The 24,983-nt window shown below is 70.3% G+C and carries 29 protein-coding genes; 12 read left to right on the top strand and 17 right to left on the bottom strand.

The window, feature by feature from the left end; translation table 11 throughout:
- The first annotated feature begins 11 nt into the window (after positions 1–11).
- From ACRDNQ_RS13375 to ACRDNQ_RS13365, 3 genes are all read left to right on the top strand, one after another.
- Positions 12–296, top strand: coding sequence for a hypothetical protein (locus tag ACRDNQ_RS13375; RefSeq protein ID WP_431829192.1), 285 nt, complete (start codon positions 12–14; stop codon positions 294–296).
- Positions 297–442: 146 nt separating this feature from the next.
- Complete coding sequence (locus ACRDNQ_RS13370; RefSeq protein ID WP_431829191.1) at positions 443–1,417, top strand: hypothetical protein; 975 nt, start codon at positions 443–445, stop codon at positions 1,415–1,417.
- A 305-nt stretch (positions 1,418–1,722) separates the two neighbouring features.
- Positions 1,723–2,274, top strand: coding sequence for an NYN domain-containing protein (locus tag ACRDNQ_RS13365; protein WP_431829190.1), 552 nt, complete (start codon positions 1,723–1,725; stop codon positions 2,272–2,274).
- Positions 2,275–2,337: 63 nt separating this feature from the next.
- Here ACRDNQ_RS13365 and eda read toward each other — a convergent pair whose 3' ends face one another.
- Together eda and edd are read right to left on the bottom strand one after the other, a co-directional pair.
- Complete coding sequence (gene eda, locus ACRDNQ_RS13360; protein ID WP_431829189.1) at positions 2,338–2,979, bottom strand: bifunctional 4-hydroxy-2-oxoglutarate aldolase/2-dehydro-3-deoxy-phosphogluconate aldolase; 642 nt, start codon at positions 2,977–2,979, stop codon at positions 2,338–2,340.
- A gap of 53 nt (positions 2,980–3,032) precedes the next feature.
- Complete coding sequence (gene edd, locus ACRDNQ_RS13355; RefSeq protein ID WP_431829188.1) at positions 3,033–4,841, bottom strand: phosphogluconate dehydratase; 1,809 nt, start codon at positions 4,839–4,841, stop codon at positions 3,033–3,035.
- 217 nt (positions 4,842–5,058) lie between these two features.
- Between edd and ACRDNQ_RS13350 the strand changes: the two genes are divergently transcribed.
- The 4 genes from ACRDNQ_RS13350 to ACRDNQ_RS13335 all read left to right on the top strand — a co-directional run bounded on the left by ACRDNQ_RS13350 (position 5,059) and on the right by ACRDNQ_RS13335 (position 7,735).
- Positions 5,059–5,211: an RSP_7527 family protein gene (locus tag ACRDNQ_RS13350; RefSeq protein WP_431829187.1), complete on the top strand. Its 153-nt coding sequence runs from the start codon at positions 5,059–5,061 to the stop codon at positions 5,209–5,211.
- 117 nt (positions 5,212–5,328) lie between these two features.
- Positions 5,329–5,916, top strand: coding sequence for a DUF6778 family protein (locus ACRDNQ_RS13345; protein ID WP_431829186.1), 588 nt, complete (start codon positions 5,329–5,331; stop codon positions 5,914–5,916).
- A gap of 80 nt (positions 5,917–5,996) precedes the next feature.
- Complete coding sequence (locus ACRDNQ_RS13340) at positions 5,997–7,196, top strand: RSP_2647 family RNA methyltransferase (RefSeq protein ID WP_431829185.1); 1,200 nt, start codon at positions 5,997–5,999, stop codon at positions 7,194–7,196.
- Positions 7,193–7,735 carry an RSP_2648 family PIN domain-containing protein gene (locus ACRDNQ_RS13335; RefSeq protein WP_431829184.1) on the top strand — a complete coding sequence of 181 codons (543 nt, stop codon included), beginning with the start codon at positions 7,193–7,195 and terminating at the stop codon, positions 7,733–7,735. The genes ACRDNQ_RS13340 and ACRDNQ_RS13335 overlap by 4 nt, the downstream gene beginning before the upstream one ends.
- Here the strand turns inward: ACRDNQ_RS13335 and ACRDNQ_RS13330 are convergent.
- The 8 genes from ACRDNQ_RS13330 to ACRDNQ_RS13295 all read right to left on the bottom strand — a co-directional run bounded on the left by ACRDNQ_RS13330 (position 7,732) and on the right by ACRDNQ_RS13295 (position 13,566).
- Complete coding sequence (locus ACRDNQ_RS13330) at positions 7,732–8,427, bottom strand: M48 family metallopeptidase (protein WP_431829183.1); 696 nt, start codon at positions 8,425–8,427, stop codon at positions 7,732–7,734. The two genes, ACRDNQ_RS13335 and ACRDNQ_RS13330, sit on opposite strands and share 4 nt — an antisense overlap.
- Positions 8,428–8,485: 58 nt before the next feature.
- A complete protein-coding gene (locus ACRDNQ_RS13325) occupies positions 8,486–9,079 on the bottom strand; it encodes a DedA family protein (RefSeq protein ID WP_431829182.1) in 594 nt (197 codons plus the stop codon).
- Complete coding sequence (locus ACRDNQ_RS13320) at positions 9,076–9,411, bottom strand: hypothetical protein (protein ID WP_431829181.1); 336 nt, start codon at positions 9,409–9,411, stop codon at positions 9,076–9,078. Before ACRDNQ_RS13320 ends, ACRDNQ_RS13325 begins: the two co-directional genes overlap by 4 nt.
- Positions 9,408–10,595: a vWA domain-containing protein gene (locus tag ACRDNQ_RS13315; protein WP_431829180.1), complete on the bottom strand. Its 1,188-nt coding sequence runs from the start codon at positions 10,593–10,595 to the stop codon at positions 9,408–9,410. Before ACRDNQ_RS13315 ends, ACRDNQ_RS13320 begins: the two co-directional genes overlap by 4 nt.
- 112 nt (positions 10,596–10,707) lie before the next feature.
- On the bottom strand, positions 10,708–10,872 hold the full coding sequence (locus ACRDNQ_RS13310; RefSeq protein ID WP_431829179.1) for a hypothetical protein: 165 nt from the start codon (positions 10,870–10,872) through the stop codon (positions 10,708–10,710).
- Positions 10,869–12,281 carry a DUF2927 domain-containing protein gene (locus tag ACRDNQ_RS13305; protein ID WP_431829791.1) on the bottom strand — a complete coding sequence of 471 codons (1,413 nt, stop codon included), beginning with the start codon at positions 12,279–12,281 and terminating at the stop codon, positions 10,869–10,871. Before ACRDNQ_RS13305 ends, ACRDNQ_RS13310 begins: the two co-directional genes overlap by 4 nt.
- Complete coding sequence (locus ACRDNQ_RS13300) at positions 12,281–12,730, bottom strand: GNAT family N-acetyltransferase (RefSeq protein ID WP_431829178.1); 450 nt, start codon at positions 12,728–12,730, stop codon at positions 12,281–12,283. Before ACRDNQ_RS13300 ends, ACRDNQ_RS13305 begins: the two co-directional genes overlap by 1 nt.
- Positions 12,727–13,566: an AAA family ATPase gene (locus tag ACRDNQ_RS13295; protein ID WP_431829177.1), complete on the bottom strand. Its 840-nt coding sequence runs from the start codon at positions 13,564–13,566 to the stop codon at positions 12,727–12,729. Before ACRDNQ_RS13295 ends, ACRDNQ_RS13300 begins: the two co-directional genes overlap by 4 nt.
- A gap of 183 nt (positions 13,567–13,749) precedes the next feature.
- Here ACRDNQ_RS13295 and dksA point away from each other — a divergent pair, with 183 nt between their 5' ends.
- The 3 genes from dksA (at position 13,750) to ACRDNQ_RS13280 (ending at position 16,574) form a co-directional block, all read left to right on the top strand.
- The gene (gene dksA, locus ACRDNQ_RS13290) at positions 13,750–14,172 is read left to right on the top strand and encodes an RNA polymerase-binding protein DksA (RefSeq protein ID WP_431829176.1); all 423 of its coding nucleotides are present in this window, start codon (positions 13,750–13,752) and stop codon (positions 14,170–14,172) included.
- Positions 14,173–14,306: 134 nt separating this feature from the next.
- Positions 14,307–15,458 carry an FAD-dependent oxidoreductase gene (locus tag ACRDNQ_RS13285; RefSeq protein WP_431829175.1) on the top strand — a complete coding sequence of 384 codons (1,152 nt, stop codon included), beginning with the start codon at positions 14,307–14,309 and terminating at the stop codon, positions 15,456–15,458.
- A gap of 96 nt (positions 15,459–15,554) precedes the next feature.
- Positions 15,555–16,574: a Fe(3+) ABC transporter substrate-binding protein gene (locus ACRDNQ_RS13280; RefSeq protein ID WP_431829174.1), complete on the top strand. Its 1,020-nt coding sequence runs from the start codon at positions 15,555–15,557 to the stop codon at positions 16,572–16,574.
- A 104-nt stretch (positions 16,575–16,678) separates the two neighbouring features.
- Here the strand turns inward: ACRDNQ_RS13280 and ACRDNQ_RS13275 are convergent, their stop codons facing one another.
- The 7 genes from ACRDNQ_RS13275 to ACRDNQ_RS13245 all read right to left on the bottom strand — a co-directional run bounded on the left by ACRDNQ_RS13275 (position 16,679) and on the right by ACRDNQ_RS13245 (position 22,421).
- Complete coding sequence (locus ACRDNQ_RS13275) at positions 16,679–17,884, bottom strand: TPM domain-containing protein (RefSeq protein WP_431829173.1); 1,206 nt, start codon at positions 17,882–17,884, stop codon at positions 16,679–16,681.
- 5 nt (positions 17,885–17,889) lie between these two features.
- Positions 17,890–19,572: an ABC transporter permease gene (locus tag ACRDNQ_RS13270; RefSeq protein WP_431829790.1), complete on the bottom strand. Its 1,683-nt coding sequence runs from the start codon at positions 19,570–19,572 to the stop codon at positions 17,890–17,892.
- Between the two features lies 1 nt (position 19,573).
- Positions 19,574–20,326: a triose-phosphate isomerase gene (tpiA, locus tag ACRDNQ_RS13265; RefSeq protein WP_431829172.1), complete on the bottom strand. Its 753-nt coding sequence runs from the start codon at positions 20,324–20,326 to the stop codon at positions 19,574–19,576.
- A 63-nt stretch (positions 20,327–20,389) separates the two neighbouring features.
- A complete protein-coding gene (locus ACRDNQ_RS13260; protein ID WP_431829171.1) occupies positions 20,390–20,767 on the bottom strand; it encodes a HesB/IscA family protein in 378 nt (125 codons plus the stop codon).
- Positions 20,768–20,873: 106 nt separating this feature from the next.
- Positions 20,874–21,410: a sugar O-acetyltransferase gene (locus tag ACRDNQ_RS13255; RefSeq protein WP_431829789.1), complete on the bottom strand. Its 537-nt coding sequence runs from the start codon at positions 21,408–21,410 to the stop codon at positions 20,874–20,876.
- 26 nt (positions 21,411–21,436) lie between these two features.
- The gene (locus ACRDNQ_RS13250; protein WP_431829170.1) at positions 21,437–21,850 is read right to left on the bottom strand and encodes a hypothetical protein; all 414 of its coding nucleotides are present in this window, start codon (positions 21,848–21,850) and stop codon (positions 21,437–21,439) included.
- Positions 21,851–22,055: 205 nt separating this feature from the next.
- Positions 22,056–22,421, bottom strand: a complete 366-nt coding sequence (locus tag ACRDNQ_RS13245) for an SUF system Fe-S cluster assembly protein (protein WP_431829169.1) — start codon at positions 22,419–22,421, stop codon at positions 22,056–22,058.
- Between the two features lie 128 nt (positions 22,422–22,549).
- On the opposite strand from ACRDNQ_RS13245, the gene tgt reads away from it, so the two are divergent.
- A complete protein-coding gene (gene tgt, locus ACRDNQ_RS13240) occupies positions 22,550–23,680 on the top strand; it encodes a tRNA guanosine(34) transglycosylase Tgt (RefSeq protein ID WP_431829168.1) in 1,131 nt (376 codons plus the stop codon).
- Between the two features lie 94 nt (positions 23,681–23,774).
- Positions 23,775–24,974, top strand: coding sequence for an exopolysaccharide biosynthesis GT4 family glycosyltransferase EpsE (gene epsE, locus ACRDNQ_RS13235; RefSeq protein WP_431829167.1), 1,200 nt, complete (start codon positions 23,775–23,777; stop codon positions 24,972–24,974).
- Positions 24,975–24,983 lie beyond the last annotated feature (9 nt).

Here is a 24,983-nt window from a genome sequence, read left to right as displayed (position 1 = left end):
TGGACCCTGCCATGCCCCAGCCCGCTTCGCCCAAGGACCCGATCGACCCGCGCGGCCTGATCCGCGAGGCCTATGTGATCGAGGGGATCAGCGAGCCCGAATGCCGGTCGATCTTCCTCGACTGGGCGATCGGCGTGCCGCAGGGCGAGGATACCCGCGCCCACGTCGCGACCCTTCTCGACCGCTACGGCCCGGCCGCGCCGGACCATCCGATGACGCGCGTGCTGCGCGACGGCCTTGCGCAATGGGATCGCACGGGGCGTCGCGGCGGGCGGCGGGGCAGGGTGACCGACTAGGGCCGGCCGGGGGCCGCGCACGGCGCCGATGATGCGTTTCGTGCCGCGCGGCCGAACGCCGGGCGCACATTGGGGGAAGGACCGATCTGGGGGCGGTCTTCCGCGTGTCTGGTCCGGGCACAGGCGGGATGAGGGGGCGGGCGCGCATGGGGTTTTCCAGAACCAAGGATCGGGCATTCGCCGTCTATGACCGCGGCGCGGGATGGCTGGCGCGGCAGCCGCGGCCGGTCCGGGCCGTCGTCTATCGGCTGATGGGCTCGATCCTCTGGGGCGCCTATCTGCTTCCCGGCAACACCGTTCGTCCGACCTTCGCGGGGCTGGCACGCCAGGCCGGGTGCGGCGCGCCGGGGACGCTGTTCGGCACCTTCGTCCGGAACCTGATGCTGGGCGTCGATCGCGCCGAACGGGTGCGGCACGGCTTCACGGCCGAGATCGACGGCCTGCTCGACATCCCTGACCGGGCGCGGCTCGACGCGATTCTCGCGACGGGCGGGGTGCTTCTTGCGCTGCCGCACGCCCATGCCTCGGTCCCGATGGCGCGCGGCCTCGCGCAGCACTATCCCATGCTCGCGATCGTGCGGTTGCCGCGGAACCCGGCCCGCGCGGCCGCCCAGAGGGCGATGTACGAACAGGTGGGCTGCCCGATCATCGACGCCCGGAACGAGCCGCCGGTCGCGGTCACGCGGCTGATCCTTCGCGCGCTGAAGGACGGCAAGATCGTCATGGGCGTGGTCGACCGGATTTCCCGCGCGCCGGAAGGTCCCGTCGACGCCGCCGCCGACCTCGTGCGGGTCGTGGCCTTCGGCGAGGCGGTCGGCGCCGCGGCCTGGCCCGCACGCCTTGCGCGCAGCGCGGGCGTGCCCGTTCTTCCGGCGATGGTCGGGCAGGGGCCCGACAGGATCAGCCTTCTGCTGCATCAGGCCGTCCCGCCACGGGACGACCTGGTCGACATGACGCAGGAATGGGTCGACGGCCTTGCCGAGCTTCTTCGCGCGACCCCGTCCGACTGGACCTTCGCGCTCGACAAGCACTGGTCGCGGGTGCTGCGGTCTGCGCCACGGAACCGAAGCCTGCCCGGCGGGCACGGGCCGGACGGCCCCGAGACCGTGTCGGCGTCCTAGAAGGCAGGCGGGGACTGCGTCGCCGGTCAACGCCTTGATCCCGTCCTGGTCGGCGGGCGCAAGGACCACCTGGCGCGCACGACGACCTGCCGCCGTCGCGGCATTGCCGGGCCGGTGGGCGCGCGATGTGTCTTGCGGCGGTGCGCCCATTCGGCATGATGCACAACCACCCGCCGCCCAAGGAGGTCGCCGCCGGCCAGCGTGGTGGACGGCTTTGCCAGCACCAGGTTCGCATGATGATTGTCCCGGCTGTTCTTTGTCTTCTTTCCCTGGCTGCCGTGGCGGTTGCGCTTGTGCTTCCCGGAATGACGGATCTTCTGCTGATTGCCGGCCCGGCCCTTGTGGCAAGCCTCTATCTTCTGGTTCGGGCCAGGCGCGCCCGGCCGTCGTCGGCGCGAGACGTCCCGCCGAACGCCATCGTGGTCGACGGCTCGAACGTCATGTACTGGGCAGACGACACGCCCAGGATCGAAACCGTGCGCGAGGTTGTCCGGTATCTCGTCGCGCAGGGTTTCGCCCCCGGCGTCGTTTTCGATGCGAACGCCGGGTACCTGATTGCCGGCCGCTATCTTCACGACCGTGATTTCGCGCGGCTGCTCGATCTTCCCGCGAAGCATGTCATGGTCGTGGACAAGGGAACGCCGGCGGACGCCACCATCCTTGCGGCCTCGCGGGACATGGAGGCGCGGGTCGTGACGAACGACCGCTACCGGGACTGGGTCGATCAGCACCCGCATCTTCGCGAGCGGGGCGTGCTGGTGCGCGGCGGATACCGCGACGGCCGACTTTGGCTGGACCTCGAGGACCCGCAGCACCGGCGGGATGTGCAACACGCGGCGCAAGCCGCGCGTCGCTGAGGTCGCCGGCGTCGATCAGATTCGATATCTGGCGGAGCGGTTCGTCGGCGGCCCGGGCCCGCCCTAGCGCGCCAGCCGCGCCGCCTCGGCGGCCAGCGCCTCGATCCCGTCCCAGTCGCCGGCCTCGACCAGCTCTTTCGGGGCGACCCAACTGCCGCCCACGCAAAGCGTGTTCGACAGGCTCAGGTACTCGGGGGCGTTGGCCAGCGTGACGCCGCCCGTGGGGCAGAAGCGGACCTGCGGAATCGGCGCGCCGATGGCCTTCAGCGCCTTCGCCCCGCCCGCGGCCTCGGCCGGGAAGAACTTCTGCACGCTGTAGCCGCGCTCCAGCAGCCACATCGCCTCGCTGGCGGTGGCTGCGCCGGGCAGCAGCGGCAGGCCGATCTCTTCAGCCGCGTCCACCAGCGTCTGCGTGGCCCCTGGCGAGACGCCGAACAGCGCGCCCGCCGCCTTCGCCGCCGCGATGTCGCCCGGCGTCAGAAGCGTGCCCGCGCCCACCACGCCGCCGGGGACGGCGCGCATCTCGCGGATCACGTCAAGGGCAGCCGGGGTGCGCAGCGTCACCTCGAGCGCCGGCAGACCGCCCGAAACCAGCGCCTGCGCCAGCGCGCGGGCGATGTCGGCGCGCTCGACCACCAGCACCGGGATGACCGGCGCCAGTCCGCAGACCTCGGCCAGTTGCCGGCTTGCGTCCCGTGGTGTCATCGCGTCTCTCCCTGATCCTGTCCTGCGTGGGATACATCCGACGGCGGCGCGCGTCACCTGACGACGACGCTTGCGCCCTCGGCCGTGCCCGAGCAGGTCGCCCGGAACACCTCGAACAACTCGCGCCCAAGTCCAAAGCCATTGGCCGACAGGTCGGCCGTGACCGGCGCGCGGTCGGCGAAGCCGGGCTCGAGCACCTCAAGCGTGCCGGCCACCGCATCGACCCGCACCAGGTCGCCATCCCGGATCCGGGCGATCGGCCCGCCCTCGGCGGCCTCGGGGCAGACGTGGATCGCGGCCGGGACCTTGCCGCTTGCCCCCGACATGCGCCCGTCGGTCACCAGCGCGACCTTGAGCCCCCGGTCAAGAAGCACCGCCAGCGTCGGCGTCAGCGAATGAAGCTCGGGCATGCCGTTGGCCTTCGGCCCCTGGAAGCGCACCACGACCACCGTGTCCTCGGTGAAGTCGCCCGCCTTGAACGCGGCCTTCACGGCGTCCTGGTCGTGGAAGACGCGGGCCCGCGCCTCGATCACGTGGTGCTCGGGCTTCACGGCCGAGGCCTTCATCACTCCAAGCCCTAGGTTGCCCTGCAGCCGCTTGAGCCCGCCCGAAGGTTGGAAGGGGTCGTGCGCGGGGCGCAGGATGCGGTCGTTCAGCGTGGCGCCCGCGCCGGGCTCCCACGTCAGGGCGCCGTCCTTCAGCCGTGGCTCGGCGGTGTAAAGCGCCAGGCCGTCGCCCGCCACGGTCTTGGTGTCGGGATGCAAAAGGCCCGCCTCCAGCAGTTCGCCGATCATGAAGCCAAGTCCGCCCGCGGCGTGGAAATGGTTCACGTCCGCAAGCCCGTTGGGATAGACCTTGGCCATCAGCGGCGTCGCCTCCGAGAGGTCGGCGAAATCCTCGATGTCAAGGATCACCCCTGCCGCCCGCGCCATCGCGGGCAGGTGGATGACAAGGTTGGTCGACCCGCCGGTGGCCATCAGTCCGACGATCCCGTTGACGAAGGCACGTTCATCCAGAATGTCGAAGACGGGCCGGAAGTCATTGCCCATGTGTGTGATTTCCAGTGCGCGCTTCGCGCCCGCATCGGTCAGCGCGTCGCGCAGTGGCGTGTTCGGGTTCACGAACGAGGCGCCGGGCAGGTGGAGGCCCATGAACTCCATCAGCATCTGGTTGGTGTTCGCGGTGCCGTAGAAGGTGCAGGTGCCCGGCCCGTGGTAGGACGCCATCTCGGCCTCCATCAGGCGGTCGCGGCCCACTTCGCCCGCGGCGAATTGCTGGCGCACCTTCGCCTTCTCGTCGTTCGGCAGCCCGCTGGTCATCGGCCCGGCCGGCAGGAAGACCGAGGGGATATGTCCGAAGGTCGCCGCCGCGATGACAAGGCCCGGCACGATCTTGTCGCAGACGCCCAGATAGACCGCCGCGTCGAAGGTGTTGTGCGACAGCGCCACGCCGGCGGCCAGCGCGATCACGTCGCGCGACCACAGGCTCAGCTCCATCCCCGTCTGGCCCTGCGTGACCCCGTCGCACATCGCCGGAACCCCGCCCGCGACCTGCGCCGTGGCGCCCACCGCGCGCGCGGCGGCCTTGATGCGCTGGGGGTAGGTCTCGAACGGCTGGTGGGCCGACAGCATGTCGTTGTAGGCGGTCACGATGCCAAGGTTCGGCGCGCGGTCCCCGGCAAGGGTGGCCTTGTCGCCGCCCATCGCGGCATAGGCATGGGCCTGGTTGCCGCAACTCAGGTGCGCGCGCTTCACGCCCGCCTCGACCTGCGCGGACATGCGGTCGAGGTAGCGCTGGCGCGGGCCACGGCTGCGGGCGATGATTCGCTCGGTGACGCGTTCGATCGTGGGGTTCAGAGCCATCGGTCATCTCCCAAATGCGGTTGCGGCGTCTCTAGCACGGTTTGTTAGCGCTAACAACATCCCGGCGGCGCGAGGCTACCGATGGTCCGCCAGCGCCGTTGCGCCCTGCGCATGGCGGCTTTGCCGATGCGGCGCTGGTTATGCCGCGCTGCAGCGACTAGGTCCTCGGTCAAGGGAGGGTAGCACGATGACCCTGACCAATTCGAGAGTGACGAGCATGAAACACCAATTCGACCAGCCGATCGACATCCACGCGATCGAACGCGAAGCGCGCCGCCTGCGCGCCGAGGCCTTCAGCCAGGCCATGCGCGGCCTGCGCGACCGTCTTCTGCGCCGCCGTGCGCCCCGACTGAACGCCCACACGGCGTGATTTCCCTGCCATAGCGCGACGAAAACCCGGCCCGGCGCCGGGTTTTCGCTTTTCAGCGACCCTTCCGTGACCGATGCTTCGCGGCCATGTGTGGTTTTCGGGGCGGGAGCGTTTTCCATGTTCACCCGGCGAGGGATCGTCCTGTCGTCCGCGTGTCTTCTCGCGGCCTGCGCGTCCCCGTTTCAGGACCGTGACATCGGCGGCATCGCGCCGCCGGCCGTGCGCGATTATGACGTCGTCGCCCTGTCGGTCGAGGTGCCGCGCACGCTGACCGTCTCGGAGGAGAACGCCTATTACCCCCGCGCCGACATCGTCTGGCGGGGCGAGCCCTACGGCGACCGCTTCCAGCAGGTCCAGCGCATCTTCGAAGAGGGGATGGGGCGCGGCGTGGCCACCCTGACCGGCAGCCGCGACGTGCGGGTACAGGTCGAGGTGCGGCGCTTCCATTCGCTGACCGAGAAGGCGCGCTACAGCGTGGGCGGCGTGCATTCGATCCGCTTCGTGCTGACCGTGACCGACCCCCGCACCGGCGCGGTCATCGAAGGCCCGCGCCTGGTCAGCGCCGATGCCCCGGCGCTTGGCGGGTCTCAGGCACTTGCCGCCGACCGCGCCGGGCAGACCGAGCGGGTCACGGTGGTGGATCATCTGGCCCGCGTCATCGTGGCCGAACTGCGCGATCCCTCGCCGACGGCGGCGGGGCGCTAGTCCACAGGCGCCCGGCAAGGGCAGGGGGCGGCGCATCCACCGCCCTTCCCTCGGCACGGGCAACGCGCTAAAGCGCGGCCATGACAGCATCCGATCTGCCGGTCGTCCGGCTGAACCCCAAGGCCGCGGCGCAGGCCATCCGCCACGGCTTTCCCTGGGTCTATGACAACGAGGTCGTCGCCGACCGGCGGACCCGGGCGCTTGCGCCGGGCACGATCGCCGTGCTTCAGGACGACGCGCGCAACGACATGGGCCTTGTCGCGGTCAACCCCGCCTCGAAGCTCTTCGCGCGGATGCTCGACCGCGACACCGCCGCGCAGATCGACGCGGACTGGTTCCGAACCCGCGTCGCCCGCGCGCTGGCCCTGCGTGCGCGCCTCTTCGACGCGCCCTTCTACCGCCTGATCCACGCCGAGGCCGACGGTCTTCCCGGCGTCGTCGTCGACCGTTTCGGCGACGCGCTCGTGGTGCAGCCGAACGCCGCCTGGGCCGAGGTGCGCCTCGATGCGCTGGTCGAGGCGCTGCGGGCCGAGACCGGCGCCGCCACGGTCGTCAAGAACGCCGGCGGGCGGGCGCGGACGCTCGAGGGGCTCGACGCCGAGACGAAGATCCTGTGCGGCGCGCTCGACGGCCCCGTGCCGGTTCCGATGAACGGGGCGATCTACATGGCCGACCTTCTGGGCGGTCAGAAGACGGGCCTTTTCTACGACCAGCGCCCGAACCACGCCTTCGCGGCCGGTCTGGCCCGCGGCGCGCGCGTTCTGGACGTCTTCTCGCATGTGGGCGGCTTCGCGCTGGCCGCATTGGCGGGTGGGGCCGATCGCGCGCTGGCGGTCGATTCCTCGGACCCCGCGCTGGCCCTGGCCCGCGAAGGCGCCAGCCGCATGGGCCTGTCCGACCGTTTCGAGACACGCCCGGGCGACGCCTTCGCCACGCTCGAGGCACTGGGGCAGGAGGCGGCCCTTTTCGATCTTGTGGTCTGCGACCCGCCCGCCTTCGCGCCATCGCGCAAGGCGCTTGACGCAGGTCTGCGCGCCTACGAACGGGTGGCCCGGCTGGCCGCGGCGCTGGTCGCGCCCGGGGGCTATCTGGTGCTGTGTTCGTGTTCGCACGCCGCCGACCTTGCGAAGTTCCGCACCGCCTGCACCCGCGGGATCGGTCGGGCAGGGCGCCAGGCGCAACTTCTGCACACGGGCTTCGCCGGCCCCGATCACCCGCAGCTGCCGCAACTGGCCGAGTCGGGCTATCTCAAGGCGCTGGCGTTCCGGCTGGACGGGTGAAGGCGCTTCTCGACACCAACGTGCTTTACCCCACGGTGATGCGCGAGATCCTTCTGGGCTGCGCGGCGGCCGGCCTTTACCAGCCGCTCTGGTCGCCCCGCATCCTGGACGAATGGCGCCATGTCGCCGCGCGCGGCGGTCCGGCCGATCTGGCCCTGGCCGAGGGCGAGATCGCGCGTCTGGGCGCGCGGTTTCCCCGCGCCCTGGTCCGGCCCAGGGCCGCCGACGAGGCGCGCCTGCACCTGCCCGACGCGGCCGACGTCCACGTCCTGGCCGCCGCCATTGCCGGGTCGGCGGATGTCCTCGTCACGCAGAACCGCGCCGATTTTCCGCGCGGGCTTCTGACCTTCGAAGGCCTCGCGCGCACCGACGCGGACGCGTTTCTCTGGCGGCTCTGGTCCGAGGCCCCCGACACCGTCGCCCGCGTCGTGGACGACGTCCGGCTCGAGGCCGAACGGCTGTCGGGCGAGGATTGGCCCACGCGGCGGCTTTTGAAGAAGGCGCGCCTGCCGCGCTTGGGCAAGGCGCTTGCCGGCTAGGTCTTCGGAACCGGCGTCCAGCGCGCTTCAAGCGCCTCGATCGCCCGGATACGCTCGTCGGTCTTGGGGTGGCTCATCATCCAGGCCGGCACCGACCCCGCGCGCGTCTGGGTCAACGCCTCGAGCTTGGTGAACAGCGATTTCTGCGGCGCCGTCCCGATCCCGGCCTTGACCAGCAGCGCCGAGGCATAGGCGTCGGCCTCGTATTCGTCCGCGCGTGACAGGCGCGCGGCCAGAAGGGCGGCGATCGAGTTGGCGATCAGGATGCCGAACCCCGGCAGGACCTTCGCAAGCGCCATCGCCAGCGCGGTGCGCAGGGCGTTCTGGCCCGAAAAGTCGATCATCCGCCGCCGCGAATGGCCCAGTGCCACATGCCCCAGTTCATGCGCGATCACGCTGGCCAGTTCCTCGGCCGTGACCTCGCCGTTGCGGTATTTGCGATAGAAGCCCCGGGTGATGAAAATGCGCCCATCCGGCGCGGCCAGCCCGTTCACCGGATCGACCTCGTAGATGTGGACCTTGATCCGCTTGAGGTCGAGCGCCGCCGCCATCCGGTCGGTCAGCGACTTCAGCACCGGGTCGGCCAGCTCGGTCGAGCGCGCGTCAAGCTCGCGCGCGGTGCGCCAGGCCGACAGGCGGTACATCGCCAGCGCGTAGAGGATCGCAAGAAGGATCGGCGTGAACTTCAGCATCTGCGGGATATGGGGCGGAACCGGCCCGCCGGCAATGGCGACGCGGCAGAGAGGGACCTCACGGACGGGTCCGCGCCGCGCGCAGCAGCAGGAGGCCCAGACCCGCCGCCACGGCCGCCGCCGTGATCGCGGCCACGGCATTGCCCAGAAGCCCCGCCAGCGCGTCGATGTTGGCCGCGAAGGCATAGCCAAGGCCCACGTAGATCGCGACCCAGATCGCCTCGCCCAGCGCGTCCCAGAAGGTGAAGCGCACCGCGCCCATGCCGGTGGCCCCTGCCGCCACGTTGACCCACGGTCCAAGCGGCGCCACCAGCCAGGTCGAGAAGAAGACCCCCGCCGCCCCCCAGCGCGCAACGAAGGCGCGCGCGCGCGCCACAAGCGCCGCCCGCGCCGGCACCTGCGCGATCCGCGTCTCAAGCCGTTGCCCGCCGTAGCGCCCCGCGCGATAGCCCGCCTGGTCGCCGATCACCGCCCCGGCATAGGCCGCCCCCACGACCGCCAGCAGCGTCAGGTCGCCCGAGGCGACGAAGGCCCCGCCGGCCAGCATCACGAAGGACGACGGGATCGGCAGCGCGAGGCAGGACAGGAAGGTCGTGACGCCGATCACCAGCGCGCCGTAGGTCGACACGAGCGAGAAGAAAAGCTCGGTCATGGCGCGCCCCGGAAGGCGGCGATCGCGGTCTCGAGGTCCCGGGCCAGGTCCGCCACCGGAACCCCCTGCGCCGCCGCGATCTCGGTCAGGGTCAGGCGCCGCGCGCCGTCTTCGCGGCGCAGCCCAAGCGCCGCGCCCACCACCTCGGGCGGCACGTTCCAGCTGTGTCCGACATAGCCCGGCGTCATCCAGCCGGCGATCGCCTCGTCGCGGTGTTCGCTCCAGTAGGCCGCGAGGACCAGGGCGCGCGCGGTGAAGACCAGCGCAAGCGCGCTCGCGACCAGAAAGCCCAGAAGCAGCCAGCGGTGGCGCGCCCACAGATGCCCGATCATCGGCCCAGCACCCGCATGCCCCGGTCAAGCCCCTGAAGTGTCATCGGCACCATGCGCTCGGGCCCGAAGATCGCGCGGATCATGTCCGTCGACTGGCTCCAGCGCCAGGTCGCCTCTGGCACCGGGTTGATCCACAGATGCGCCGGCCACTGGTCGCGCGCGCGCCGCAGCCAGACCTCGCCCGCCTCGGCGTTCCAGTGCTCGTTCGCGCCCCCGGGCATGGCGATCTCGTAAGGCGACATCGCGGCATCGCCCACGAAGATGCACTTCCAGTCCGCGCCATAGGTGCGCAGCACCTCCCAGGTCGGCGTCTGCCGGTCCCAGCGGCGGCGGTTGTCGCGCCAGACACCCTCGTAAAGGCAGTTGTGGAAATAGAAATGCTCCAGATGCCGGAACTCGCCCCGCGCGGCCGAGAACAGCTCCTCGACCACCTTCACATGGGCGTCCATCGACCCGCCCACGTCGAGAAACAGCAGCACCTTGACCGCGTTGCGCCGTTCCGGCCGGGTCCGGACGTCCAGCCAGCCCTGGTGCGCCGTCGCCCGGATCGTGCCGTCAAGGTCAAGCTCTTCCACCGCGCCGTCGCGCGCCCACCGGCGCAGGCGCTTCATCGCCACCTTGATGTTGCGCGTGCCCAGCTCGACCGTGTCGTCAAGGTTGCGGAACTCGCGCCGGTCCCAGACCTTGACCGCGCGCCGGTGGCGGCTTTCGTCCTGCCCGATCCGCACGCCCTCGGGGTTGTAGCCATAGGCCCCGAAGGGCGAGGTGCCGGCGGTCCCGATCCATTTCGACCCGCCCTGGTGGCGGCCCTCCTGCTCGCGCAGACGGGCGCGCAGCCGCTCCATCAGCGCCTCGAAGCCGCCCGCAGCTTCGACGGCGGCCTTCTCCGCGTCGGTCAGGTGGCGCTCGGCCAGTTTGCGCAGCCAATCCGCCGGCAGATCGGCCGCCTCGATCAGCGCGGACAGCGACACCGCCTCGAGCCCGCCGAAGCTTTTCGCGAAGGCGCGGTCGAACCGGTCGAGGTGGCGCTCGTCCTTCACCATCGCCGCCCGCGCCAGGTGATAGAAGCCCTCGGTGTCGTCGTTCGCCACCCTGGCGCGCAGCGCGCCGAGAAAGTCGAGGAACTCGCGCAGCGACACCGGCACGCCCTCGGACCTCAGGGCTTCGAAGAATGGCAGGAACACGGATCGGCCCTTTCGGAGGTCTCCCGGACGGGGGTTCTTCTTGGTCAAAGTATCCCGGGGGGGTCGCGCCGCCAAGGCGCGGCGGGGGCAGAGCCCCCTGAACCCCGCCGCGTCAGGCCATGCGCTCGAGGAAGATGGTCAGGAACAGCCCCAGCAGCCCGAAGGCGATCGCGAAGCCGGCTGCGTACTGCGCCATGTCAAGGCGCGTGCCCTCGCGCTTGCGCGCCAGCAGGGCCCCGTAAAGCGCCCCGCCCAGAAAGCCCGCCAGCACGATCATGATCCCGACCCCGTCTCAACCGGCACCACCGTCGGTCCCGTCGCCACCTGCCGCGACCGCGGGCTCAGCGCGGCGATCTCGCCCGCGCGCTGCCGCACCTCGGCCTCGGGGCCGAAGCCATACCGGGCCCAGCCCAGACTGTCGAGCAGCACCTCCCGTGCCTCGGCCGGCCGGTTCTCAAGCTCCAGCGCCTCGGCCTTCACGAACAGAAGCGTGGCCAGAAGGGCCGCGTTCTCGGCCCGCGCCACGTCGCGCAGATGGGCGTTGACGATGTCGATCGCGGCATCGGCCTGCCCGGCCGAAAGGGCGAAGGCCGAAAGTTGCATCGCGACATGCGCCGCCTGGATCTCCATCCCCGGGGTCGAGGAATAGAAGCTGCCCGCCTGAAGAAAGGCCGACAGCGCGACCTCGGGCTCGACCCCCAGCGTCAGGCGGCCCAGCACGAACAGGCTGAAGGCATAGCGCCCGTCACGCCATCCCTCGGCCTGTGCGATGCGCACCGCCGCGCGGGCGGCCTCGATCCGGCGCGAATCCGACACCCGCGGCCCCAGCGCGGTCTCGATCGCGTCGATCCAGTCGCGTGGGGTCGGACCCAGCACGTCGCCGCGTGGCGCGCGGCCGGCCGGGTTCAGCCGGTCAAGGATCGCCGGCAGCCGGTCGGCCACCGCCTCGCGCGTCATGCCCGAGCGCAGCGCGGGATCGTAGATCGTGCGCAGCACCAGCATGTCGAACCCGGTCAGCACGGTGTGGAAATTGTCGTCGTTGAAGACCGAGTCGGGCAGGCGGTAAAGGTCGTTGAGCGGCCCGATGGCCTGCGCCAGTTCCTCGTGCAGGCAGTCGCGGATCTCCTGCGGGCTGACGTCGCCCGGCAGGAAGACGGCCATCGTCTCGCGCGTGCCCAGCGACACCCAGTCGAGCCGGGGGCTGCGGCGGTTGCGGCGGAACTCGTCCCAGGACGACACGCGCGGCACCACGAAACAGGCGGCCTGCGGGACCGTGCGCGACAGCTCCGCCCGGGTGATGACCTCGACCGTGATCGAGGCCGGCGCCTCGGCCGGCACCCGGCGGATGTCGATGCCCGCCTCGGTGCGGAAGCGAACCAGAAGCCGCTCGAGGTCGGCCGCGAGCGTGGGCGGTTCGGTCCCCGTCACACGCACCGTGATCGGCCCCTCGAAGCGGGTCAGCACCGGCAGCGCGCGCCCGCTTTCCAGCTGGAACGTCAGGTCGAGGATATCGCGGGCCATCGCCTCGTTCGACCGTTGGGGCGGCGTGACATAAGGCCCCGAGAAGGTCAGCATCGGCGGCAGCGTGGTGGGAAGGTTGGCGCGCCGTTCGGGCACCTCGACCGCCGGCGCCGCCGCGCAGGCCGCCAGCGCCAGCGCCATCAGCGCGAAGGCCAGCGCGCGGATCACGGAAGGGGCCGCGCGTATTTGATGAAGGGCGTCACCTCGCCGATCCGGTCGTAAAGCCGGCGGGCGGTGGCGTTGAACTCCTGTGTCATCCAGTAGACGGCTGGCGCGCCGGCGGCATCGGCGGCGGCATAGACGCCTTCGATGAGCGCCCGGCCCACGCCCGTCCCGCGCACCGCGGGGTCGGCGTAGAGGTCCTGCAGGTAGCAGACGTTCTCGACCTTCCAGCCGTGGCGGTGAAAAAGGTAATGCGCCAGCCCCACGGGCCGCCCGTCAAGCTCGGCCACGAGGCCGTGGTAGTCGTGGGGATCGTCGCCCAGAAGCCGCTCGAACTGGGTGTCGTAGATCGCCTCGGGCAATTCGGTTTCGTAAAAGGCAAGGTAGGCCCGCCACAGCCTGCGCCAGTCGGCCGCGTCGTCGCGTCTGAGGGGGCGGATGACCGGGCTCATCTTTCCCTCCGCGCAAGGAACGCCAGCCGTTCGAATAGCTGCACGTCCTGTTCGTTCTTCAGAAGCGCGCCGTGCAGCCGGGGCAGGGCGTCCCTGGCGTCGCGCCGCAGGTCCTCGGGCGACAGGTCCTCGGCCAGCAGAAGCTTCAGCCAGTCGAGCACTTCCGAGGTCGAGGGCTTCTTCTTCAGGCCCGGCGTCTCGCGCAGCTCGAAGAACCGGGTCAGCGCCTCGGTCAGCAGCGCGGGCTTGATGCCGGGAAAGTGCACGTCGACGATGCGTTTCATCGTCTCCATGTCCGGGAACCGGATGTAGTGGAAGAAGCAGCGGCGCAGGAAGGCGTCGGGCAGCTCCTTTTCGTTGTTCGAGGTGATGATGACCACGGGGCGGTGACGGGCGCGGATCGTCTCGCCCGTCTCGTAGACGTGGAACTCCATGCGGTCGAGTTCCTGAAGCAGGTCGTTGGGAAACTCGATGTCGGCCTTGTCGATCTCGTCGATCAGCAGGACGACCTTTCGGTCGGAATCGAAGGCCTGCCAGAGCTTGCCCTTGCGGATGTAGTTGCGCACGTCATGCACGCGTTCGTCGCCAAGCTGGCTGTCGCGCAGCCGGCTGACGGCGTCGTATTCGTAAAGGCCCTGAGCGGCGCGCGTGGTCGATTTCACATGCCACTCGATCAGCTCGAGGCCCAGCGACTCGGCCACCTGGCGGGCAAGCTCGGTCTTGCCCGTGCCGGGTTCGCCCTTCACCAGAAGCGGGCGCTCCAGCGCGACTGTCGCGTTCACGGCAACAGTCAGATCGTCGGTGGCGACGTAGGAGTCGGTGCCCGTAAATTTCATGGAAAATTCAACAGCCTGCCTGCGATGATTGTACTTACGATAGCCCGCGCGGCCCGCGGCTTCAAGAAGTGCTCAACGCATAGTGACAATGCCGCAGGCTTGCGATATGACCCCGGCAAAAGGAGCGCACGGATGGATGAAACGACTTCCGCCGAAGCATCCGGACAAGACAAGGGAACACGAATGAAAGCCGAGGTTTTCCTTCCCGACGACTACCGTCCGGCCGAAGACGAACCCTTCATGAACGAGCGCCAGCTCGAGTACTTTCGCAGAAAGCTGCTCAACTGGAAGGCCGACCTGATGGACGAAAGCAAGTCCACGATCGTCGGCCTGCAGGACAGCACCCGCAACATCCCCGACATCGCAGACCGCGCCAGCGAGGAAACCGACCGCGCGCTTGAGCTGCGCACCCGCGACCGCCAGCGCAAGCTTGTCGCCAAGATCGACGCCGCGCTGCGCCGGATCGAAGAGGGCGAATACGGCTATTGCGAGGAAACCGGCGAGCCGATTTCGCTCAAGCGCCTCGACGCGCGTCCGATCGCGACCCTCAGCCTCGAGGCGCAGGAACGCCACGAGCGCCGCGAGAAGGTTCACAGGGACGACTGAATCCGGCGCGGGCGACCTGCGTCCGCGCCGTTTACGCGCCAGCCGGATAACCGGCGGCGCGCCTGGAAATCCAGGGAGGAGGAGGGGCGCCGGATCAGCGATGATCCGGCGCTTCTTTCGTTCAGGGGGTGCGCATGGCGGCGGACGGACATCTTGGCGGGCGGCAGATCGGGGTGATCGGGGGCGGCGTGGCCGGCCTTGCCGTCGCGCGGGCGCTGGCGCTCAGGGGCGCGCGGGTGACGCTGTTCGAGCAGGCCCCGGCCATCGCCGAGGTCGGCGCGGGCCTTCAGGTCAGTCCCAATGGCCTGCGCGTGATCGACGCGCTTGGCCTCGGCGCGGCGCTGCGTTCGGCGGCGCTGGGGGGCGATGCGGTGGTGCTGCGCGACTTCCGCAAGGGGGCCCAGGTGCTGCGGCTGGATCTGCGGCGCGAGGGTGCGGCGGGCGACTATCTCTTCGTTCACCGCGCCCGCCTGATCGCGATCCTCGCAGCCGGGGCGCGCGAGGCGGGCGTGACCATCCGCCTGGGCGCGCGGATCGTCGGCGGCGCGCTGCCCGCCGACCTGACGATCGGCGCCGACGGCCTGCATTCGGGTCTGCGCGCGGGCCTGAACGGCGCCGCCTCTCCACACTTCACCGGGCAGGTCGCCTGGCGCGCGCTGATCGCCGAGGGCCCCGCCGCGCCGCGTGAGGCGCAGGTCTTCATGGGCCCGCGCCGCCATCTGGTCAGCTATCCGCTGGCCGGCGGGCTGCGCAACATCGTCGCGGTCGAGGAACGACGCGACTGGACCGAAGAGGGCTGGCATCACCGCGATGATCCCGACAATCTGCGGCGCGCCTTCGCGCGCTTCGGCGGGCCGGTGCCGGGCTGGCTTGCGCGGGTGGACGAGGTGCACCTCTGGGGGCTGTTCCGCCACCCGGTCGCCGCGCGCTGGCAGGACGGCGCGCGGGCGATTTTGGGCGACGCCGCGCACCCGACGCTGCCTTTCCTCGCGCAGGGGGCCAACCTGGCGCTCGAGGACGCCTGGGTGCTGGCCGACTGCCTGGACCGCATGCCCCAGGCCAAGGCGCTGGCCGCCTACGAGGCCGCGCGGCGTCCCCGCGCCACCCGCGTGATCGACGCGGCCACGGCGAATGCGCGCAACTACCACCTGTCCAATCCCCTGGTGCGCGGCGTGGCGCATGGCGTCCTGCGCCTTGGCGCGGCGCTTGCGCCGGCGCAGGCGCTTCGGCGCTTCGACTGGCTATACGGGCATGACGTGACCCGAGACGAGGGGCGCCAGGCATAACCTGACTTTTTCAGTCGGAAATGTCTTGACGGCGGCGGTGAAATACCCGAGTGATCTGCTCGGAAATGACACCGCGGACAGAATGAGGAGACCGACATGTCCAGTTCCAAGGCCCGTCTGATGCTTGGCGCACTGGCCGCCGTGATCGCGGCGCCCGCCTTCGCGCAGGGCGAGATCAACCTGTATTCCTCGCGCCACTACGACACGGACGAAGCGCTGTACGCGGACTTCACCGCTGCCACCGGCATCACCGTGAACCGGATCGAGGGCAACGACGACGAGCTTCTCGCCCGGATCGAGGCCGAGGGCGCGAACAGCCCGGTCGACGTGTTCATCACCGTCGATACCTCGCGCCTGGTGCGCGCCAAGGATCGCGGGATCTTCCAGCCGGTCGATTCGGCCGTGCTCGAGGCCCGCATTCCCGCCTATCTGCAGGACAGCGACAACCAGTGGTTCGGCTTCTCGCAGCGCGCCCGCATCTTCTTCTACGACAAGACCGAGCTTGCCGATCCGCCGCGGACCTATGCCGACCTCGCCGATCCGCGCTTCAAGGGCCAGATCTGCATCCGGTCGTCGACCAACACCTACAACCAGACCCTTCTTGCCTCGATCATCGCACATGCGGGCGAAGAGGCCGCGCGCGCCTGGGCGCAGGGCGTGGTGGACAACATGGCGCGCGAACCTCAGGGCGGCGATACCGACCAGCTGAAGGCCATCGTCTCAGGCGAATGCGACATCGCGGTGTCGAACACCTATTACTTCGCCCGCGCGATCCGCACCTCGGTGGACGGTCTGTCCGACCACCTTGGGATGTTCGGCTGGGTCTTCCCCGACCAAGGCGGCAACGGCACACACGTCAACATTTCGGGTGCCGGCGTCGCGGCCAACGCACCAAATCGCGACAACGCGATTCTCTTCCTTGAGTATCTGGCCGGCGACGCCGCGCAGGAACACTTCTCGGCCGGCAACGACGAATATCCGGCGGTGCCCGGTGTGGGCCTGTCGCCCTCGGTGGCCGAACTGGGGCTGTTCCGCTCGGACGCGATCGCCTTGTCGGACGTGGCCGCGAACCTCGACACCGCGGTGCAGATCTTCAACGAGGTCGGCTGGAAGTAGCCGCCCATCGGGACGACCATCCCCAGGCTTCACCTGGCCCGGGCCTTTGCGCCCGGGCCTTTTCATTTTGGGTCAGGGCCTTGTCAGCGGAAGTTCAAGAAAATCTACCACCGCCCGCTGGCGCCCCCGCCCGAGGACGAGCCACCCCCGAAGGACGACCGCGACGATCCGGACCCGCTGTCGCTGATCTTGGGGATCGTCCGCGTTTCGCTGTCGCGATGGCCGCAGTTCTGGCAGTCGTAGTCGAGGCGCTTGGTTCCCGTCGCGCTGCGCGTGGCCTGCGTCAGGACGGTCGCGGTGGTCGACAGCGTCCGGTAGCCGCATGCGGGACAGGCGGAATGCGAGGTAATCCAGGATGGATAGCGGATGATCTTCATGTGCCCGCAGCTCTGGTTCGGGCAGTGCCAGACGTCGTAGTCGACCGACCTGAGGTATTCCTCAAGCCGCTGTCCGCCGTCGAGGTGGGCGTCGTCCGCCTCTTCCCCGGCGCGTTCCATCAACGTGCCGCAGCGTTCGCAGGGGCGGGGACGGGCGCGCAGGTAGCGGCGGACGGCGACGGCGACGCCGGCCACGGGCAGGGCGAGCAGGCCCAGAAGCCACAGCCCCAGATCGCCCAGCCTGCGCCCGATCCACGACCAGCCCTGCGCCCAGACCGGGCTGTCCCATTCGCCGGGATAGCTGCCCGAGACGGCATGGATCGTCTCGTCCACGCCGTCGCGGATGCCGTCCTGATAGCGGTCCTCGCGGAAGGCGGGCAGGAACGCGGCGTCGACCACCCGCTGCATCACCGCGTCCCATTCCGGGCCATAGCCCGCGCCGATCTCGATCCGCATGGCGCGGTCCTGGCGCGCGACCAGGATCAGCACGCCGTCGTTGCGGTCGGCATCGCCAATGCCCCAGGCGTTGAACAGCTCGGTCGCGAAGGGCTCGATCGGGCCGGGGTGGCCGTAGGTGTCGATGCCGGGGATCGTGAGCAGCGTCATCTCGATGCCGGTGCGCTGCCACACCCCTTCCAGCGCGGCGCGGAGGTCGGATTCGGCCTCGGGCGTCAGCAGGTCGTCGTAATCGTTGACATAAAGATCCTGCCAGCCCGGCACGCGGGAGCCGGTCCGGCCAAGGACGTCGGGTTCTTCCGCCTGGGTGCGTGCGGGCTCGAATTCAAGCGAGGGCGAGGTTGCGGTGATGCGCTTGGGGCTTGTGAGTTCCCCGATGGCATAGCCGATGGCGAAGAAGGCGACGACGACAAGGCCAAGGGCCACGGTCCCGATGCGCAGGTCGCGGGCGGTGACGCCGGCAAGAAGCCCGCGCACGGCCGTCAGCCCGCGCCGGGCGATCGCCGGGCCCCGAGGCCCCGGCAGACCAGGATCACCGGCAGCAGGCCGACGGCGACGATGACGAGGCTCGGCACCGCCGCGCCATCCAGCCGCTCGTCGGCGGCCAGCCGGTGCGCCTGCACCGCCAGCGTGTCGAAGTTGAAGGGCCGCATGATCAGTGTCGCGGGCAGTTCCTTCATCACGTCGACGAAAACGATCAGAAGCGCGGTCAGAACCGAGGGCCGCAGGATCGGCAGGTGCACGCGCCGCAGCATCCCTGCCGGGCTGTGGCCCAGCGTGCGCGCGACCGCGTCCATGGTGGAATGGATCGTTTCCTGCCCGCTGTCATAGGCCGACAGGGCCGCGGCCATGAAGCGCACCATGTAGGCCATGACCAGCAGCCAGATCGACCCGGTCAGCAGCAGCCCGGTCGAGACGCCGAAGCGCGCCCGCATGACGGCGTCAAGCGCGTTGTCGAAGGCGGCGAAGGGCACCAGAAGCCCCACCGCGATCACGCCGCCCGGAACGGCATAGCCGATCCGCGCGACCTGCGCGGCCGCGCGCGACAGCCGCCCGGGTTCGACCCGCCGGTAGAACCCGATCATCACCGCGGCCGTCACCGTCACCGCGGCCGCGGTTCCGGCAAGGATCAGCGAGTTCCTGAGGAACCCCAGGTAGCGCGGGCCAAGCAGGTCCTGCCCGGACCCGATCGCCATGCCCAGAAGCAGCACGACCGGCAGCGCGAAGCCCAGAAGAACCGGCAGCCCGCACAGCAGCACCGCGCCCCAGCGCGCCGCACCGGTCAGCGCGGCGGGTTCGATCCGCTCCTGCCGCGAGCCGGTCATGTGGTGGCGCGCCCGGCCGCGCTGCATCCGCTCGAGCATGGCGATCAGAAGGGCGAAGGCCAGAAGCCCCAGCGCCAGCTGCGCCGCCGCCGCCCGGTCGGCCATCGAGAACCAACTGGTGTAGATGCCGGTGGCGAAGGTCGGCACCGCGAAATAGGACACGGTCCCGTAATCGGCGATCGTCTCCATGATCGCAAGCAGCGTCCCCCCCGCGATCGCCGGGCGCGCCAGCGGCAGCGACACGCGGCGGAAGGCCCCCCAGGGCGTCTGGCCCAGCGCGCGGGCGGCCAGATAGGTCGTGGCCGACTGCTGCAGGAAGGCCGCGCGGGCCAGCAGGTAGACATAGGGGTAAAGCACCAGCGTCAGCATCGCCGCCGCGCCGGGCAGGCTGCGCACCTCGGGGAACCAGTAGTCGCGCGGCCCCCAGCCGGTCAGCGCGCGCAGGGCGGTCTGGACCGCGCCGGGATGGTCGAGAAAGTCGGTATAGGCATAGGCCAGCACATAGGCCGGGAAGGCCAGCGGCAGCGCCAGAGCCACCTCGAAGAGACGGACGCCGGGAAAGCGCGTCATGGTCACAAGCCAGGCCGCGCCGGTCCCGATCGCGGTGGTGCCGGCGGCGACCAGCGCGACAAGAAGCAGCGTGTTGCCCGTGTAGCGCCAGAGCACCGTCTGGGCCAGGTGGGCGACCGTGTCGGTCCCGCCCATAAGCGCGGCGACGGCCACGGCGAGCATCGGCAGAAGGCAGGCGGCGGCGGCCAGCAGCGCGGCCAGGCGCAGCCCGGTCGCGATCCGGCCGCTGCGCCCCGCGCGCCCCAGCCGGGCGGCGGTGCCCTGGGCGATGTCAGCCAACGCTGTCCTCAAGCGCGGCGATGATGCCCGAGAACTCTGCGGCCTTCAGCGAGGCCCCGCCCACAAGCGCGCCGTCGACGTTCCGGATGGCAAAGATCTCGGCGGCATTCGAGGGCTTCACCGACCCGCCGTAGAGCAGGCGCACAAGCCGGCCCACGCCTTCGCCGAAGCGCGCGTCGAGGCGCGCGCGGAGAAAGTCGTGCACTTCGGCGATCTGGCCGGTCGTGGGCACCTTGCCGGTGCCGATCGCCCAGACCGGTTCGTAGGCGATGACCAGCCGCGCGCCCGACGCGCCGTTGGGAACCGAGCCGTCAAGCTGCCGGCCCACCACCTCGAGCGTCCGGCCGGCGTCGCGCTCGGCCAGGGTCTCGCCCACGCAGACAATGGCGGTCAGGCCGGCGGCCCAGGCGGCTTCGGTCTTGGCGCGGACAAGCGCGTCGGTCTCGCCGTGGTCGGTGCGGCGCTCGGAATGTCCAAGGATGACGTAGGACGCGCCGGCGTCGGAAAGCATCGCGGCCGAGATGTCGCCGGTGTGCGCGCCCGACGCGGCGGCGTGGCAGTCCTGGCCGCCGACCTCAAGCGGGGTGCCGGTCGCAGCCGTCGCCATCGCCGTGATCAGCGTCGCGGGCGGGCAGATCAGCAGTTCGACCGCGGCATCGGGGTGGGCCGCGGCCACAGCCATGGCCTCGGCCAGGCTGCCGGTCGTGCCGTTCATCTTCCAGTTTCCGGCGGCGAGCTTGCGCATGACGTGACCCCTTCGCGTTCAGTCCAGCTTACCGCCCGGACCTTGCAGGGCAGGGGCGGAAGGTCAAGCGCCGCGTTCGGCGGCAAGCTCGTCCACGTCCTTGAACTTGATCGATTCCCCGCAGCCGCAGGCGTCGACCACGTTGGGGTTGCGGAACTTGAAGCCCGATTCGAGCAGGCCGGTCTCGTAGTCGATGACCGTGCCGAACAGGAACATCTGCGCCATCGGCGCGATCATCACGCGCGCGCCGTCCTCTTCCACCACCTCGTCCAGGGGGTCGATCTGGGCGGCGTAGTCCATGGTGTATTCCATGCCCGCGCAGCCGCCCTTCTTGACGCCGATGCGCAGGCCCTTGTGGCCATCGCGGGCCATCAGGCGCGCGATCTGCGCCTTGGCGGCGGGGGTCATGGTCACGGCCTGCTTGCCGGGGATGCCGAACATGGGGGGCTCCTTCAGTCCTGGAGACAAGATAGGCTTTCGCGGCCGTCCCCTCAAGCCCATGGGGTCAGGCCCATGGTGTCAGGTTCATGGTGTCAGGCCCTGCGGGTCAGCCCTTGCGGGGCAGGGGGCGCGCGGGGTTTCCCACCACCGTGGTTCCGGGCGCCACGTCGCGGGTGACGATCGCGCCCGCGCCGATGATCGCGTCGTCGCCCACGGTCACCCCGGGCAAGATCACCGCAAGGGCCCCGATCCAGACGTTGCGCCCGATCGTCACCGGCTTGCCGTTCTCGAGGCCCGCGTCGCGATGCTCGGCCTCGCGCGGGTGGTCGGCGGCGACGATCTGCACCCCGGGGCCGATCTGCGTCATGTCGCCGATCGTCACGCGGCAGACGTCGAGCACCGTGCAGCCGTAGTTGAAGAACACGTCGCGCCCAAGGAAGATGTTGACGCCGTAATCCACGTGGAAGGGCGTGCGGATCGCGCAGCCTGGGCCGCGCCCGCCCAGAAGCCGGTCAAGGATCGGACCGCGGATGTCGTCCTCGCCCACGATGGTGCGGTTGTAGTCGCGCATCAGCGCCTGCGCCCGCGCCCGGGCCGCGGCAAGCTCGGGGTCGCCCGGGCGGTAGAGGTCGCCCGCGACCATCTTCTCCCATTCGCTGCGGGCGTCGGTCACCGGGCGGTTCCGCGGATTTCGGTCACCAGCGCGTCGACCTGTGCCCGGCAGGCAGGGGCCAGGCGGTCGCGCGCGGCGCGCAGTTCGGGTGCGCGGCGGTCGACATAGGCCTGCATCGACGGGCTTGGCACCTCGGCGGTCGTGGCCCAGCCGAACAGCACCAGCGCTTCCTGCATCAGGCGGATGTCCTGGGGCGGGCAGACCGGGGCGAGGCGGCGCTGGATCGTGGTCAGGCCGCGTTCGATCCGCTTCTGCACCTCGGGGTCGAGGTCGGCGATGGCGCTGCGCGGCAGGTCGGGCGGCATCGACGAGGTGTCGATGCGCGGCTCGAAGGGACTTGTGGACGTGCAGGCGGCCAGCGCGACGGCAAGGGCAACGGCCAGGAGAAAGGGTGGCAGGGACTTCATCATGGGGCGGAAGATGCCGCAGGTCCGGGCCGGGCACAATCTCTCAGATGCGTCAAGGGCGTCGTCCGCGGGATCGGGCGGCCATACCGACCGCCCGCCCACCCACACCCAAGGTCACTGGCAAAGCCCAGGCCGGCGCGCAGCGCGCATCGGCGTGTGTCGCAGAATGCCGCAGGTCCGTGACGCCAGGATATCCGTGGCGTGACGCTTACATGAACCCCAGCTCGAGCCGTGCCTCGTCGGACATCATGTCCATGCCCCAGGGCGGGTTCCAGCTGAGTTCGACATCGACCTGCTTGACGCCCGGAATCGGCCCGACCGCATCGGCGACCCAGCCCGGCATCTCGCCCGCCACCGGGCAGCCCGGCGCGGTCAGCGTCATCACCACCGTCACTTCGCCGTCGTCGGTGATGTCGATCGTGTAGACAAGGCCAAGGTCGTAGATGTTCACCGGGATCTCGGGATCGAAGACCGTGCGGCAGGCCTCGACCACGCTGTCGTACAGCGGGTGGTCCGTGCTTGACGGCCGGATGAGGGGCGTTCCCTCAAGGTGCTCCTGCGGCTGGACGGACATCTGTCACCTTCGGCGATGAGTAGTTGAGCGAAGATATAAGGTTTCGGGGCCGGGGCGTAAAGGCCGGGGGCGGCGGGCGGCACGGGCGGGCTTTGCATCGGGCCGGAAAGCCACTATCGGGAGGCGCCATGACCGACCGCTTCCAGTTCACGCTGCACGCCACCGACGGCACCGCCCGGACCGGGCTGATCCGCACGCCCCGGGGCGACGTGCGCACGCCCGCCTTCATGCCCGTGGGCACCGCCGGCACGGTCAAGGCGATGCTGCCCGAAAGCGTGCGTGCCACGGGGGCCGACATCCTGCTGGGCAACACCTATCACCTGATGCTGCGTCCCACGGCCGAACGGGTGGCGCGGCTGGGCGGGCTGCATCGCTTCATGAACTGGGACCGGCCGATCCTGACCGACTCGGGCGGGTTCCAGGTCATGAGCCTGTCGGGGCTGCGCAAGCTGGGCGAAGAGGGCGTGCGCTTTCGCAGCCACATCGACGGGTCGGAGCATTTCCTGACCCCCGAACGCTCGATGGAGATCCAGCGCCTTCTGGGCTCGGACATCGTGATGGCCTTCGACGAATGCCCCGCGCTGCCCGCCGACCGCAAGCGGATCGAGGACAGCATGCGGCTGTCGATGCGGTGGGCGACGCGCTCGCGCGAGGCCTTCGGCGACCGACCCGGACACGCGCTGTTCGGGATCCAGCAGGGCGGGCTCGAGATCGACCTGCGCGCCGAAAGCGCCGAGGCGCTGACCGCGATCGGCTTCGATGGCTATGCCGTGGGCGGCCTTGCCGTGGGCGAGGGGCAGGAGGCGATGTTCGGCGTCCTCGACCACGCGCCGGGCATGCTGCCCGCGGACAAGCCGCGTTACCTGATGGGCGTGGGCAAACCCGATGACATCGTGGGCGCGGTCAAACGCGGCATCGACATGATGGACTGCGTGCTGCCCTCGCGGTCGGGACGGACAGGGCAGGCCTTCACCCGGCGCGGCGTCGTCAACATCAAGAACGCCCGCCACCAGGACGACCCGCGCCCGCTGGACGAGGCCTGCGCCTGTCCCGCCTGCCGGGGCTATTCCCGCGCCTACCTGCACCACGTCTTCCGGGCGGGCGAGATGATCTCGGGGATGCTGCTGACCTGGCACAACCTGCATTACTATCAGGAGCTGATGCAGGGGATGCGCGAGGCCATCGCCGACGGGCGCTTCGCCGCCTGGGAGGCGGCCTTCCATGGCCTGCGGGCCGAGGGCGACATCGCACCGCTGTGACGCCGCGCGGTCCCGCAGGGCCGGGGGCAGCCATCCTTGACATCGTCCTGACCCTGCAGGCATCTGACCCCACCCGCGAGCGGAGGCAGGGAACATGAAGGTCGGTTATCTCGTTCCGGAGTTTCCCGGTCAGACCCACGCGTTCTTCTGGCGGGAGATCCGCGCGCTGGAAGAGCTTGGGGCAGAGATCCGGCTGATCTCGACGCGCAAGCCACCGGCCGACGCCTGCCCGCACGCGTTCCGCGAGGCGGCCGTCGCCCGGACGACCTATCTTTTCCCGCCGGAGCCAGGCGCCATGGCGTCTGCGATCGCGCGCAGCCCGCAGGGCGTGGTGCGGGCGCTGCGCTATGCCGCGCGCCTGTCCGCGAGCGGACCCCGCGAGGTCGCGAAGAACCTGGGCCTTGTCGCCGTCGCCGCGACGCTGCGAAGCCTGGCCGCACGGGCCGGGCTGGACCATGTCCACATTCATTCCTGCGCGAACTCGGCCAACATCGGGGCGATGGCGCGCCTGATGGGCGGTCCGTCCTACAGCCTGACCCTGCATGGCGGGCTGAGCGTCTATGGCTCGGACCACGCGATGAAGTTCGCCGGCGCCAGCTTCGTCAGCGCCGTCACCCGCCCCCTTGCCGCCGAAATCGCGGCGGTCGCCCCTGCGCTGCGCGCCCCCGTGATCATGATGGGGGTCGACACCGACGAGTTCCGGCCGCCCGAACATGCAGCCGAACGGCCGGTGGGCGCGCCGTTCCGGATCGTCAGCATCGCGCGGCTCAACATGACGAAGGGGCATCGCTTCCTTCTGCGGGCCATGGCCGAGCTGGCCGCGCGCGCCCCGCAGCTTGCGATCGAATACCGGATCGTCGGCGAAGGTCCGGCGCGCGACCAGATCGCCGCCGAGATCGCGGCGCTGGGCCTGACCGCGACGGCGCGGCTTGACGGAAGCAAGTCCGAGGACGAGGTGCGCGCGATCCTCGGCACGGCCGACGCGCTGGCGCTGACCAGCGTGGGGCAGGGCGAGGCGGCCCCCGTCGCCGTGATGGAGGCCATGGCGATGGGCCTTCCGGTCATCGTCTCGCGGATCGGCGGGACGCCCGACATGATCGTGGATCGCGTGGATGGCCTTCTGGTGCCGCAGGAGGACGTGGGCGCGATCGCCGGCGCGATCGAGTTCCTTGCCACCGATCCGGCGGCCGCGGCGGCGATGCGGCAGGCGGCGCGCCAGGCCGCGATCGCAAGGTTCGACTATCGCGCGAACGCCGCGAAGCTGTGGCACGAGATCACTTCGGATGGCCGCTGAACGGCGCGC

Source organism: Saliniferula longa, from assembly GCF_050789285.1.
GTDB lineage: Bacteria > Pseudomonadota > Alphaproteobacteria > Rhodobacterales > Rhodobacteraceae > CAVPWP01.
This window is presented reverse-complemented; position numbering and strand designations above follow the sequence as displayed.